The organism is Staphylococcus sp. LKG4-2 (genome assembly GCF_050955665.1).
Lineage (GTDB): Bacteria > Bacillota > Bacilli > Staphylococcales > Staphylococcaceae > Staphylococcus > Staphylococcus saprophyticus.
Genome location: NZ_CP194532.1, coordinates 236389 through 251083, shown reverse-complemented (window position 1 = coordinate 251083; position 14695 = coordinate 236389). Strand labels below are relative to the sequence as shown.

At 31.7% G+C, this 14695-nt stretch carries 10 protein-coding genes and 1 pseudogene; 5 read left to right on the top strand and 6 right to left on the bottom strand.

Going from position 1 to position 14695, the window contains the following annotated elements; all coding sequences use genetic code 11:
* Positions 1–44 precede the first annotated feature (44 nt).
* Both cstB and cstA read right to left on the bottom strand, forming a co-directional pair.
* Positions 45–1379: a persulfide dioxygenase-sulfurtransferase CstB gene (gene cstB, locus ACM6UH_RS01145; RefSeq protein ID WP_433911982.1), complete on the bottom strand. Its 1335-nt coding sequence runs from the start codon at positions 1377–1379 to the stop codon at positions 45–47.
* 28 nt (positions 1380–1407) lie between these two features.
* A complete protein-coding gene (gene cstA / locus ACM6UH_RS01140; RefSeq protein WP_061050407.1) occupies positions 1408–2475 on the bottom strand; it encodes a persulfide response sulfurtransferase CstA in 1068 nt (355 codons plus the stop codon).
* Between the two features lie 137 nt (positions 2476–2612).
* Between cstA and cstR the strand changes: the two genes are divergently transcribed.
* Positions 2613–2873 carry a persulfide-sensing transcriptional repressor CstR gene (cstR, locus tag ACM6UH_RS01135; RefSeq protein WP_031869238.1) on the top strand — a complete coding sequence of 87 codons (261 nt, stop codon included), beginning with the start codon at positions 2613–2615 and terminating at the stop codon, positions 2871–2873.
* Positions 2873–3628, top strand: coding sequence for a sulfite exporter TauE/SafE family protein (locus ACM6UH_RS01130; RefSeq protein WP_031869237.1), 756 nt, complete (start codon positions 2873–2875; stop codon positions 3626–3628). The genes cstR and ACM6UH_RS01130 overlap by 1 nt, the downstream gene beginning before the upstream one ends.
* Before the next feature lie 555 nt (positions 3629–4183).
* On the opposite strand, the gene ACM6UH_RS01125 is transcribed toward ACM6UH_RS01130, so the two are convergent.
* Both ACM6UH_RS01125 and ACM6UH_RS01120 read right to left on the bottom strand, forming a co-directional pair.
* A complete protein-coding gene (locus ACM6UH_RS01125) occupies positions 4184–4729 on the bottom strand; it encodes a YdhK family protein (protein ID WP_000592150.1) in 546 nt (181 codons plus the stop codon).
* A gap of 17 nt (positions 4730–4746) precedes the next feature.
* Positions 4747–6810 carry a heavy metal translocating P-type ATPase gene (locus ACM6UH_RS01120; protein ID WP_061050406.1) on the bottom strand — a complete coding sequence of 688 codons (2064 nt, stop codon included), beginning with the start codon at positions 6808–6810 and terminating at the stop codon, positions 4747–4749.
* A gap of 618 nt (positions 6811–7428) precedes the next feature.
* Here ACM6UH_RS01120 and ACM6UH_RS01115 point away from each other — a divergent pair.
* The 3 genes and pseudogenes from ACM6UH_RS01115 to ACM6UH_RS01105 all read left to right on the top strand — a co-directional run bounded on the left by ACM6UH_RS01115 (position 7429) and on the right by ACM6UH_RS01105 (position 10006).
* Entirely contained in the window at positions 7429–7851 is a 423-nt protein-coding gene (locus tag ACM6UH_RS01115; protein ID WP_069822406.1) for a DMT family transporter, read from the top strand.
* Between the two features lie 478 nt (positions 7852–8329).
* Positions 8330–8512, top strand: a complete 183-nt coding sequence (locus ACM6UH_RS01110; RefSeq protein WP_225791765.1) for a hypothetical protein — start codon at positions 8330–8332, stop codon at positions 8510–8512.
* A 224-nt stretch (positions 8513–8736) separates the two neighbouring features.
* Positions 8737–10006 (top strand): annotated as a pseudogene (locus tag ACM6UH_RS01105) (ISL3 family transposase).
* Positions 10007–10189: 183 nt separating this feature from the next.
* Here ACM6UH_RS01105 and ACM6UH_RS01100 read toward each other — a convergent pair.
* Entirely contained in the window at positions 10190–13723 is a 3534-nt protein-coding gene (locus tag ACM6UH_RS01100) for a putative Ig domain-containing protein (RefSeq protein WP_433911981.1), read from the bottom strand.
* A 417-nt stretch (positions 13724–14140) separates the two neighbouring features.
* On the bottom strand, positions 14141–14692 hold the full coding sequence (locus ACM6UH_RS01095) for a hypothetical protein (RefSeq protein ID WP_225791764.1): 552 nt from the start codon (positions 14690–14692) through the stop codon (positions 14141–14143).
* Between the last annotated feature and the right edge of the window lie 3 nt (positions 14693–14695).

The following is a 14695-nucleotide window of genomic DNA, read 5'->3' as shown; positions in this document are numbered from 1 at the left end:
CAATAACAATTTGATATGACTACTCACTTTTCCACATCTTTAAATTATTTTAATGATTCTGGGAAATCTTGATAGCCTTCTCTAATATTCACGACATTTTCATAGCCTTTGTTTTCTAATATACCCACTGCTATTGAGCTTCTAACACCTGACTCACAATGTACGTATATTTTATCCTCTTTATTAAATGGAATATTTTCATTTAATAATTTACCATGCGGAATATTGACTGCTTGATCTAAGTGCCCATTATTCCACTCTTCTTCATTACGTACGTCAAGTATATATTCTTCTTTACCAGTCATATCAACGCTATGGATGGATTGGGTTAAAATTTCTGATTTTGGTAAACGATAACCTGCTACATTATCAAAGCCAATTAATTGTAAAGTATGTGTTGCTTGCTCAACGGTAGATTTATCACCAATTAAATCTATACTGTTTTCATAGTCTAAATACCAACCGATTTGGTTAATGAAGTTTTTGTTGTAAGGAATATTGATTGTACCTTCAGTATGACCGCCATGAAAGGCTTCTTTACTACGAAGATCAAAGGCTATTCTTACATTATCTAAACTAGGAAAAACGTCGTATGGTTGATACATGTTCATACCAAACTGATTAATTTTTTTCATCTGTGCAAAGTGATGGGGTGGCGCTGGTTGATTTGATATTAATGTTTCAACAAATTTAGATTCATCTGTTACATTAAATGCCCAGTTATTAATTTTTTCGTAACCTAGCGTAGACATTGGTATGGCACCTAATGCTTTACCACAAGGACTTCCAGCACCGTGTCCAGGCCATATTTGAATATAATCTGGTAAATTTTTAACACCTTCTATAGATTGGTACATCTGTTTTGCACCAATCTCTGTAGTACCTTCCATTTGTACTGATTTTTCTAGTAAATCAGGTCTACCGATATCACCAACAAAAATAAAGTCACCACTAAATAAACCCATTGGAACACTTGAGCCGCCACCTTCATCCGTGAGTAAGAAACTAATACTCTCCGGGGTATGACCAGGTGTATGCAAGACTTCTAATTTAATATTACCTACTTGAATAATATCTTGATTTTTAACAAAATTTGTATGTTCCGGCATATTTTTATAACTTAATTGATCATCACCTTCGCCAGATACATATATATTGGCGTTTAAACGTTCTTGCACGTCCCGAATTCCAGAAGCAAAATCAGCGTGAATATGTGTTTCTGCAGCTTGTGTAATTTTAAATCCTTCGCTATCTGCAACTTCCATATATTTTGTTAAATCACGAACAGGATCAATTACTATCGCCTCTCCTGTACGTTGACAGCCAACTAAATAAGATGCTTGAGATAAATGATTATCGTAAAATTGTTTAAAAAACATGTTGAAACTCCTTTTTTAATAGATTTAATTAGATGAATAAATTATGATTCGCATTTTCTGTATCACCAATATAAGTACCTACGCCCCCGTACTCAACTTCGTCTCTGAGCTCTTCTTTCTGAATGCCCATAACATCCATACTCATCGTACAAGCGATTAATTTGATATCTTGGTCGATTGCTTGGTCAATGAGTGACGGTAAGGAATCAACATTTTTCTTTTTCATTACGTAGCGCATCATGATATTACCTAAACCAAACATATTCATTTTAGATAGCGGCATGCGTACAGGTGTTTTTGGCAACATCAAGTCAAACATTTTTGCGATACCTTGCTTTTTAACATGAACGGATTGGTTCTTTTTCAACGCGTTGAGTCCCCAAAAAGTAAAGAAAATAGTTACGTCTCTGCCTGCAGCCTTAGCGCCATTCGCAATAATCATTGCTGCCACTGCTTTATCTAACTCACCACTAAATAGTACAATTGTCGTACCTTTGGCAGTATGGTTCACTTCCAAGTCTTTTGGTTTTTCTTTTTGAATAATGGCATTAATTCCATTATTACTTTCATCCAGTTTAACTAATGTATGTCCTGTTTGTTTGACCCAGCTTTTAATGTCACTAAAGAACCCAGGATCTGTAACTGTAACCTCGATTTGCTCGCCTACTTCGATATTTTTCACTTCTTTACTGATGTTTACAATTGGACCTGGACATTGAAGACCACTATAGTTAAATTGTTTACGCTCTGCTTTAATTGCTACATTAGTATTTTCTTCTAATGTATTATCATCGTCGTTTTTTGCTTCATACGCTTTATAGCCACCGTCTAAATTAACAATGTCGTAGCCTTGTTCAGCTAAATATTCGCTCGCTTTAGCACTTCTGGTACCACTTTTACAGTGTACAAAATAGGTTGTGTTTTTATCTTTATTGAACGATTCAATCTTATCTACAGGATGTAATGTCGCACCATTTATGTGTGCAAGCTCATATTCTTCTTGTGTTCTAACGTCAATCAGTTGGCCTTGTGCACCCAATTTTTCTAATTCTTGTTTACTAAAATTGTTGATATGGTTTTCGTTATATTGTTTCATAATATCCTCCTAATAAATACCTGTAGGGGTATATTAACAGTTTGTTTACGCCGTGTCAAATACCGTGTGGGGTATTTGACATTTTCGATTCTATCTATTATTATGATTTTAATCAATTAAAAGTGGAGGAAATAACTATGCATTATGATAAAAAAATGATTAATCGTATTAATAGAATACAAGGGCAACTCAATGGCGTTATTAAAATGATGGAAGAAGAAAAAGATTGTAAAGATGTCATTACTCAAATCAGTGCATCAAAAAGTTCAATCCAACGTTTGATGGGAATTATCGTTAGTGAAAATTTAATAGAATGTGTAAAAGCAGCAGAGGATAATGGTGAAAATTCAGAAGAATTGATTAATGAAGCCGTTAACTTATTGGTAAAAAGTAAATAATGGATATTTCAACTGTTATTATGATGTTACTTATTGGAGTGTTCGGAGGCTTTATTTCCGGTCTAGTAGGTATCGGTGGTGCTATCATTATTTATCCAGCTATTTTATTATTACCGCCACTATTTGGTGTTCCTCCATACAGTGCATACATCGCTTCAGGACTTACTTCCAGTCAAGTCTTTTTCAGTACTTTAAGTGGGTCATTAAAAGCGCGAAAAAAAACAGAATTCTCCCCGCCATTAGTTATTTATATGAGTGGAGGTATGATTACAGGGAGCATGTTAGGCGCACTCCTAGCAAATTTATTTAATGCTGCATTTGTAAATACGATATATATTATCATTGCTTTACTCGCATTAATTTTAATGTTTATTAACGTAAAACCGAATTTAAATCAGTCTTCCTTTAACAAACCATTATTAGTTATGGTTGGTCTTTTCGTTGGTATCATTTCAGGTATAGTTGGCGCAGGCGGCGCTTTTATTATTATTCCTATATTGCTAGTTTTATTCAAATTACCAATGAATACGGTAGTTGCTAATAGTATAGTAATTGCTTTTATATCTTCAATTGGTGCCTTTATCATTAAACTTATACAGGGATTTGTTCCTTTTGAAGACGCATTATTTCTAATAATAGGGAGTATTCTCTTTGCTCCCTTAGGTTTGAAATTAAGTAAAAAGATCCCTAACTTCATACAAAAATGGATTATAAGTATTTTAATCATTGTTGCAATTATTCAACTTATCTTTTAATCAATGAAATTTGTCAGGCAACTCCTGATATTTATAATTATACACACCAAAAATTAGGTATTAGTATCACAAAATAGCATTCAATAACTATGGATATCGTAAAGGGATTAGAAAAGAGAAACATAAAATCAATAATAAAGAATTCGATTATTCAAAAGACCTTTGTGACATTGTATCAAAAAAACAAAAAGCCTATCATTATCTATTTAAATCTTAGTGATAAAGTACAAGAATTAAATCGCTTTACAAGTGTCATGTTTATTATCTTTATATTATTTAACCTAAACTGAAAATCCACCCAATTAATCTTTAAATTGGGTGGATTTTCAGGGTTATTTATTATATGGCTCTGCGTATTGGCTAATGATGCGGTTTTTAATTATATAATTTCAATTAATAAGGTAATGAACAGTTTTTTGATAAATGTTATTCTTCTAAAATTCTTTTTAATTTACACACTAAAAAATATCCTCCTTAACAATAATAAGTTATTTAAATTATTGATTAAGGAGGATATTTTTATATCTATTTATTTCTCAATTTAGAACTAGATTTTTATCGTGCTTTCAGCTCATTTCCTGTCATCCATTTATGATTTTTAATGATTTTACCATTATCTTTGGATTTGTAATCAACTACGTAAACAGTAGTCTTTTTCACGTTATCTATATTGGCTGTAGCACCTTTCATACCAGACATATGACTTGCTTCTAATTTAACAGTATCGCCCTTACTAAATCCATCTTTAGGTGCATCTTTAATCTCTTCGTTTACGACCCATTTATGATTGTTTACTTTTTCATTTCCATTTGTGGGTTTATAACTTACAACATAGGCATATGTTTTATACGCACCTTTTACAGTAGCTTCTGCACCTTTCATACCTGGCATATGCCCTGCTGTAATCGTTACTTTATCTCCCACTTTAAATTCACCCTCATTAGTCGATTTCATATCTTCTGGAACTTTACTTTCATCATTATGCTTCATATGGCTCTCACTTTTTTGGTCATTAGTGTCTTTATCTTTTTCATCATTATTGGAGCAAGCTGATAATATTAGTAATGATCCTAATATCATAAAAAATAATTTTTTAATCATAATAAAACTCCTATCTTTTATTTTAATTTTAATGTAAAGGCATTAATTGCAACAATAACCGTACTTAGTGACATTAAAATAGCACCTATTGCAGGTGATAAAATCAAGCCGATAAATGCTAAAATACCAGCTGCTAAAGGTACAGCAACAATATTATAACCTGCACCCCACCATAAGTTTTGCACCATTTTTCTCATAGTATTATTTGAAAGGGTCAAGAAATGAATAATATCTGATGGATTACTTTTAACAAGTATGATATCACCTGAATCCACTGCAACATCTGTGCCTGCACCAATTGCTATACCAATATCGGCTCTTATAAGACTCGGCGCATCGTTGATACCGTCTCCGACCATCATGACTTTATTACCGTCACTTTGATAATCTTTTATAATGCTTTCCTTATCTTCTGGCATGAGTTGTGCGTGGACATCACTAATACCTAATTCTTTTGCGACAGCGTGTGCCACTTCATTATTGTCACCTGTAAGCATGACTGGTGTAATATTTCTTGATAGTAAATCAGCTACCATTTGTTTTGAGCTTTCTTTAATTTGATCTCCTTGAGCAATCATGCCAATGACTTGTTGATCCTCAATTAAATAGCTGATTGAATTACCTTGTTGAGCTAATTTAGTAAACAAGTCATCGTCATAATTAAGTTTATGTTTATCAAGATAAGAGACATTTGTTATTTTATATGTTTTATTATCAATTAGACCTTCTAATCCGACACCTGGAATATTATTAACGTCTTGTGGATTAGTAAATGAAACATTTTTACTTTTCGCAAAATCAACAATACTTATAGCTAATGGGTGATTAGATTGACTTTCTAATGAGGCGAAAAGGCTTAATATTGTATCATTACTCAAATCATTTTTAAAGCTCTCATAATGATTCACAGAAAAGTTACCCTCAGTTAAAGTACCAGTTTTATCCATCATTACATAATCGATATGTTGAGCTATTTCTACAGACTCTCTATTTTTAATAATTAAACCATTATGTGCACCAATTGAAGTAGAACGTGCAGTGACTAAAGGTATTGCCAAGCCTAAAGCATGTGGACAAGCAATGACTAACACAGTTACAAGACGTTCTAATGCAAAATCAACATCATTTTGAATGAGCATCCAGACAATAAAAGAAATCACGCCAACACTTACAGCAAAGTAGAATAAATAACCCGCTACTTTATCAGATAACAATTCAGCACTAGATTTATCACTTTGTGCTTGATTAACAAGTCCCATAACTTGAGAAAGATATCCATCTTCTCCCACAGCTGTAACCTTGACTTGTATTGTTCCAGACCCATTAATAGAACCCCCGATGACGTTGTCATTTTGATTTTTTTGTACTTTTTTAGATTCTCCAGTGACTAGGGATTCATCTATAGATGTTTGTCCTTGAACGATAATACCATCTGTTGGAATGCTTTCTCCGGCTTTTACTTCGACGATATCATCAGTCATGATGTCTGATATTTTAACTTCTTCGCGTTGGCCATTATCCATAACTTTAATAGCACTATTAGGTAACAGTTCTGCCATTTTCTTTAAAGCATCTCCAGCATTTCCGACAGCATTCATTTCTATCCAATGTCCTAATAGCATAATTAAAATTAAGGTTGCTAATTCCCAAAAAAAGTCCATTGTATGACCAGTTGCACTACTAAAGTTATTCATATAAAAAGCATACAAGCTATAAATATAAGCTACTGAGATACCTAGGGTAACTAAGGTCATCATGCCTGGTTTTTTTGTAGCAATTTCATCTTTACCACCAGACAAGAACGGTTTACCACCATAAAAGAATAAGATTGTACTTAATATTAACACTACCCATTCAGAACCTGGAAATGTGAATTGAAAAGGTAAGTTAACACCCATCAGTGGCGATAAAAGAATGATAGGTATTGCAAAAATTAATGAAACAAAAAACTTAACTTTAAAATTTCCATGATGATGTGCATGGCCACTATGATGATCATGTGAGGCATGGTTATCATGATGCATTTGATTGGAATGATTCATGTGATTTTGATGATTATGCTCTTCACCATTATTATTCAAATTAACCCCTCCTAATGAAAATGTTATAGTAAAGCTACTTATACTATAACATATACCCACCCAGGGTATAAAGGTTTTCGATTTATCTCCTTTTATGGATTTATATAATTCCGAACATTATATCTACACGTCCTACATTAGACCTTGTCATCGATATTTAAAACAATGTTTTAATTAAAAGATCTAATCTTAACTATCACATGACAATACACTCTAACCAAGGTTATCATTACCAACACAAGTCATATATTAATATTCTTAAAGAAAATAGCGCATTTCAAAGTATGCCTAGAAACGCAAATTGTCTTGATAATTATTAGAGAAGCCAGTAAATGAGTTTATAGTAAACTCATTTACTGGCCATTTTTCTAGTATTTATGCTCACTCTCTTCAAACTATATTAATCATTTTTTGATTCTCATATTCTACGCCACAATAGCTGCATTCTATTAAAGTTACTATATATTCAATCAATTTCAAAGTGAGTTACATACAACCTATTTTTTAGTTTTATTTATGATACGCTTCACAAAAACATAACTGCAATTCTCATAAACCTCATACGTTCCGATACGTTCAAAATACCTTTATGGAGCGGCTGAAAAAACCGCGTCATTTATGATACGCTTCCCCCTATTACTGATTTTGCTAAAAAATAGAATGAACCCTAATAATGAGTTCATTCTATTTTTTCAGTTAACGATTTATACAATTATTGCAGGCGCATTATTTATGGTTATATTTTTACCAGGAAGTTTTAGTGAATTACAGACGGCAAATATGACATCGATACTATCTGTCATTTATTTAGGAGCATTTCCAACTGTTATACCTTACATTGCCTTAGCCTATACGATACAAAAAATCGGTGTGTCAGATGCGACGATTTCATTATATTTAACACCTGTTGTTTCTTTAATAATAGCTTATTTTATGTTAGGTAAAATACCTACTTTATATGCTATTTTTGGTGGTATTATTACATTAATTGGAGTAACTATTACATCAGCAAACGCTGAAGAAAGCGTAGATTTGAAATAGTAATAAAATTATATTAATATAAAATTAACTTTCTACATACCATTTTTACCTATAATAATTAAGGAAATTGTACATATGGAAAAAGATATAATCAATATAATTGAAAGACACAGAAAAGATATACAACTTGATAACAATCAGTTAACTATCAAATTAAAATGTACTCCAATCAATAAAAAAAGGTAAAGAGTTATTTAAGATTTTAAATTATGTAATACAAGAAAATTATATTTTAACTTTTGGAAGCAATGAATATGAGTGCTACAAATGGCAAGCATATTACAAAGGGGAAAATATTATAGAAAAATATCTCAATAAGTACCTTGATAACGAAATAGAATTGTATGCTGTACCATTATCAAAAACAAACGTTGATATAAAAACTAATTCTGTTGATATAAAAAAAGCCAACCAAGTTAACGTATTTACTGATAGTATAAACTCAATAAATGCAAAGAAATTTATATATAATGAAGAATTGACAGATACAAGTAATACTGATTTATTAGTCGCTATTAATAATATAGAAAATTCGCTTAACAATTATGAGACACCTAATTACAATGATATGTCTGTAGTTAAACAATTCGCTAAATCATCATCCAATATCGCAAGTTTTGCTGCAGATGTTATTACCATTCTAGGTGTATTTTTAAAATAGAGACTTTTGAAAACCAGAATTATATTGAACTAATGCCTTTTGATTATTACTCAGAATATAGGTTCTATACTAAACAGGACTGATATAAAAATCAGTCCTGTTTTTTGATACAAAAAAGCGCAAAAATCTCTATAATTTAAATGTCCTACCAAATAAACTAAGGAGAGATTATGCGCCTATGAATTATTTATATCAAAAACACTTGGAATTGAAGACCTAATGTTATTTTCGACAATAAACTAGAAGAAATTGAATACAAAGGAGAAAGATTTAAGTGCTATTATGCGAAAGTTACATATATTCCTGATTATTGTGAAAGTTGTGGTGTATGTAACACAAACTATAGTATTGTAAAAAATGGTTTTAAAAGTTCTAGAATAACAATTCCAAAAGTATCTGAAATGAATGCATTTTTAATCCTTAAAAAAACAAAGATTCTATTGTAAGCATTGTTGTTCTTACTTTACAGCTCAAACTAACATCGTTGATGTTGATCGCCACATTTCTAATAATACACGTTTAACAATTTTAGATAAGGCAACCACTATACGTTCTCAGAAATTCATAGCGAAGTCTTGTGGTGTATATAATTCAACCGTTTCACATGTGATTAATCATGCTGCACAAGATATCAAACATTTGCCATTCAGCACATTACCGAAACATATACTAATGGATGAATTTAAAAGTGTTAAACAAGTAGACAGCGCTATGAGTTTTATTTTTTGTGATGCGACTTCGCATAAAATTATAGATAGTGTAAGAAATAGAAAACTATATTCTCTAAAAATTTATTTTTCTCGTTTTCCTCTCGAAGAGAGAAACAAAGTGTTAACCGTTACAATTGATATGTATGAACCATATATGTCCTTGATTAAAGAAGTATTTCCTAATGCTCAAATTATTATTGATAGGTTTCATATTGTTCAAGCGCTGAATCGTGCGCTTAATATGTCTAGGGTTAATCTGATGAATACGTTTAGAAGGAGTAATAGACCTTTATATAATAAATACAAACGTTATTGGAAATTACTTCTAACTCCGTTTGAAGATCTTAACGCCTTTTCTTATCGCAAACTTAAGTTATTTAAGTCTTGGCAAACACCTAAAGGTGTTGTTGAGTATTTACTGAGTTTTGATACAAATTTCCAATATAGCTATGAAGTAGTTAATGAATTAAGATATGGTTTAAAACACAATAATTCAAAAGATTTTATAACTACGCTCAATGAAGTAGAGTTAAACGAAGTATGTTTTAAATTAAAAATAGTCCTAAAAACTTTAAAAAAATACCAACTATATATTGATAATACCTTGAAGTACCCTAATATAACCAACGGCCCAATAGAAGGCATCAATAATAAAATTAAACTTATTAAAAGAATATCATTTGGATATAGAAATTATGATAATTTGCGTAATCGTACCTTACTAACTTCACGACTTTATGCTTCTCCAATCAAAAAAGAGATTAAGCAACCTAAGGTTGCCTAATCTCAAAAATGGTATCAGTCCTCTTTGACAAAGAGCCAGAATATATCACTAAAAGCTAATTAATATTTTTCATATTAGTGAATTATAAAAAATAATGAGAAAAAGCTACATAATATCTATGTTGATATCATGTAACTTTTTCTCATTTTAAATAATCATCCTAATATTAAGATTTAAGAAACTCTATTGTTTTTTCCTTCTTCCTCTTCCTAATAAGAATATACCTGAAATAGCTGCTAAAATACCTCCTAGCAATGTAATATTTTTACTTTCAGTTTCACCTGTTTCTGGTAACTCTTGTTTTTTATTATTATTATTTTCTTGTTTATCTTCCTTGGAAACATTTTCCTGAACATTATGATTGTAATGGTCTTCATGTTCACTTGGTGTATCTGATGTACTCGATGGATTATTCGATTCGTTCGGTGTTACTGTAATCGTGAATGTTGTTTCTGTCTTATTACCATTCGCATCTGTTGTCACAACTGTTACTGGATATTCTCCTACTTCTGTTGGACTTCCACTAATTGTGCTTGTTTCTGGATCATACGTTACACCTTCTGGTAAGCCACTTACTTCGTTTGTAACTGGTTTTCCACTATTATCTTCACCTTTGATTGTTATTGTATCAATTGGTGTATTTACTTCTTTTTCTTGGTCTGGAATTGCTTCCACCGTTGGTGCTGTTTTATCCGTTACTGTAATCGTGAATGTTGTTTCTGTCTTATTACCATTCGCATCTGTTGTCACAACTGTTACTGGATATTCTCCTACTTCTGTTGGACTTCCACTAATTGTGCTTGTTTCTGGATCATACGTTACACCTTCTGGTAAGCCACTTACTTCGTTTGTAACTGGTTTTCCACTATTATCTTCACCTTTGATTGTTATTGTATCAATTGGTGTATTTACTTCTTTTTCTTGGTCTGGAATTGCTTCCACCGTTGGTGCTGTTTTATCCGTTACTGTAATCGTGAATGTTGTTTCTGTCTTATTACCATTCGCATCTGTTGTCACAACTGTTACTGGATATTCTCCTACTTCTGTTGGACTTCCACTAATTGTGCTTGTTTCTGGATCATACGTTACACCTTCTGGTAAGCCACTTACTTCGTTTGTAACTGGTTTTCCACTATTATCTTCACCTTTGATTGTTATTGTATCAATTGGTGTATTTACTTCTTTTTCTTGGTCTGGAATTGCTTCCACCGTTGGTGCTGTTTTATCCGTTACTGTAATCGTGAATGTTGTTTCTGTTTCATTATACGTGCTATCTGAAGTAATGATTGTAACTTTATAAACTCCTACTTCTGTTGGAGTTCCACTAATTGTATTTGTCTCTGAATCGAATATTACTCCGTCAGGTAACCCATATACATCGTTTCTCACAGGTTTATCACTATCATCTTTTGCATTTATAGTAATTGTTTCAATCGGCGTTTTCACTTCTTTTTCTTGGTCTGGAATTATTTCCACCGTTGGGGGCGTTGTATCAGATACAATGACACCTGAAGAGTTACTTGTAGAAGGGGCAGCTTTACCTATTTTACTAGTATTAGAAATACTACTTAAATTAGACCCAGACAAATTAATTTTACTTTCAATAAATGTTCCTGCTACAAAAGGTTTGGAGGTTTTGCTGTCAACAACAATTATATATGGTGAGGTTATATTTTTTAGGCTAATTGATATTGTTCCGTCGGTGTTATATACAGGAGTATATTGTGAAGTTACATCTGTTTTATCAACGTATTCAGCACTACCACTCTCATTTAAAGTTGTAGCATCATTTACTTTATAAATAGTAATATTAGTATCGTTCTTATTAAACTGACTTATAGTGTTTGGAGATTTACTATTATCTACATACGGCGTCAATTTAATATTAGCATTATTTATAGAGTAGTTTTTAGCGTTTATCGTATATGTTGTATTATATGGATGATAACCTTCTTTTTTTCCTTCTACTTCAGTTTCTTGAAATACAGTTGACGTTGAAGCATCACTACTAAAAGCAATAGTTTTAGTATTTTCAAATATTTGATTCCCAACTTTAAGTTCGAGATTATAATTTCCAGACTTAAGCGTAGTTTTAAAATTAATAATTTGCATAAGTGAGACATTTACTTTTCTATCTTTATACTTTTCTACGTTATCAGTAAATTTAAATATAAAAGAATTTGCCTCTGCATTATATGTACCTTTTGCATAAATATTATTTTCATTTTCACCTAAAAGGATACCATTGTCCCTGTCAGCTGATGTTGGTTTAAGTTCTTTAGGCATTTTCACTTCAAAATAATCGTTTCGCTTCACTTCATTTGGAATATCTAAATCAAAACTGATTGGATATGCCTTACCTTTTGTCCAAGTACCATCTGCGTATTTAACATTAGATACCTTTATTAAATCATTTACATCTTTACCTCCAATAACAGTTGTATCTCCAACTGCATTCTTCACAGCAGTTACTTGTGCATCTCTCGCTGCTAAACTTCTAGTTTTTAAATTCGTGGCTTTCAACTTATTTTCTACTACATTTTTTTCATCTGATTTATTTTTTAAATCTTCTAAAGAAATGACTTCATCATTTGTATTGTCAGATTTAATTAATAAACCACTGTCTGCTATTTCCTTAGTAGTTATTTGAGTATTATTTTCAGGTGCCGAATTATTTGCAGTAGTTACTTTTTCAGTTGTTCTATCAGCAGTAATTTTATTATTTATTACATTAGATTCTTCAGATTGTTCATTATTTTCAGCAGTATTTTTTTCTGAATTTGTTCCAGTTTTTTCTTTTAGTTCATCTTGTTCGTCAAACTTCGCAATTTTTTGCACTTCGTCTTCATTCTGTTTCTCAGACTTCGCGTTTTCTTTTACTTCATCTTTGTCCTGTTTCTCAGACTTCGTGTTTTCGTTTACATCATCTTTGTCCTGTTCCTCAGACTTCGTGTTTTCGTTTACTTCATCTTCATTCTGTTCCTCAGACTTCGTGTTTTCGTTTACTTCATCTTCATTCTGTTCCTCAGACTTCGTGTTTTCGTTTACATCATCTTTGTCCTGTTCCTCAGACTTCGTGTTTTCGTTTACTTCATCTTTGTCCTGTTCCTCAGACTTTGTGTTTTCGTTTACATCATCTTCGTCCTGTTCCTCAGACTTCGTGTTTTCGTTTACATCATCTTCATTCTGGACTTCAGATTTCGCGTTTTCTTCTATCTCTTCATTATTATTTTTATTTATTTTCCTATCTGAAGAATTAGTTTCTTCTTGTTTCGCTGAAACTTCTTGATAATTCTCGTTTGTGTTAATATTCTGTTTTTCATCTCTTCCATTTCCTGTGCTTTCAACATCTTGCTCTGAATTTGTTTCTTCTGAACGCTTCTCTTGTTTCTCAACTGCTATTTTTCCATTTGTCGTTTCACGTGCTGCTTCTTGAGTTTCCTCGACACGACCGTCTAAATTTTGTGATTGGTTACTGGCAGTCTCTTGCACATTTAAGTCACTATTTGAATTGGTTTCATCCACTTCATCTTTATCATTATTTTTTTCACTATCTGTCATATGTCCAATACTTGATGGAATATTAGCTATAGCTTCAGCTGCTTCTACTTTAGCGGAATCAACCGCAAAAGATAAGCTCAAACCAATTAAAACCGAACCTGCTCCAAATGTATATTTCCTAATTGAAAATCTTTGTTTCTCAGTATGTTTTCCCATAAACATCACCTTTTTCTAAATATTTATGTATATTACCATCAATTAAAAAAATTTATTTTTAAATGGTACATCCAATTATACACTTTAAGTAAAAAGATACAACATTTTTTAATGAATTTAGAATAAAAACATTTTAAAAATTTAGAGTATTACTTAGGATTATTAATTTGGCTATCTTCATGTTATTTACCTAAAATTATTTTAATTCATTGGGTCACCTAATACATCATTTATAATACCAGTAATACTTTTCATTAATTTTCCTTTAAATGAGAAAGTCCTTTTTATTCCAGACAAACTTAACCCTAGAGCTATTGTTGTACCGAATATTCCTGAGGCTGCCAATGGGAAAGCTAATGCAACTTTCCCTATTTGCTTTAAAGTTTTTGACGATGTGCTATAACATTTCCATTACCTTTAGTTTAATGTAACTTTTTGTTCTTCAATTTTTTCATTCATCAAGCCATCCCAAATTTGAACAGTTCCATCTTGATCTACAATAAAGGTATATGAACCGTGACCACTCTTATTATTTGCTGCTATTCTCCATAAGCCATCATCTTGTGCTGAAAATTCTGGTTGTTGAAATTTTATAACAGAAGCATCTCCACCATCAGTTTGATTAACAGCTGCTATGACGTAATCAAACACATTATCTCTATTCACTTTCAAATCAGAAAATTCATCTTTATCCGCAGTTCTTTCACTACTTCCTTCGTGAACTTTTACTGTTTGACTAACATCATTCTCTTGCGCTTGACTATTATTTTGACTTTCATTCGATTGATTCTCATTATTAGATATTTCACTAACATTTTGAGAATTATTATCGTCATTCTCTTTTTGCTGAGCTTGTAATTTATTTTTCTCTAACTCTACTTCTTGATACTCGTTGTATCCAAAAAATCCAACAGCTGCTAATATGCCAACAATAGCAATTATTGTTATTATACTTAATAATTTTTTCATGAT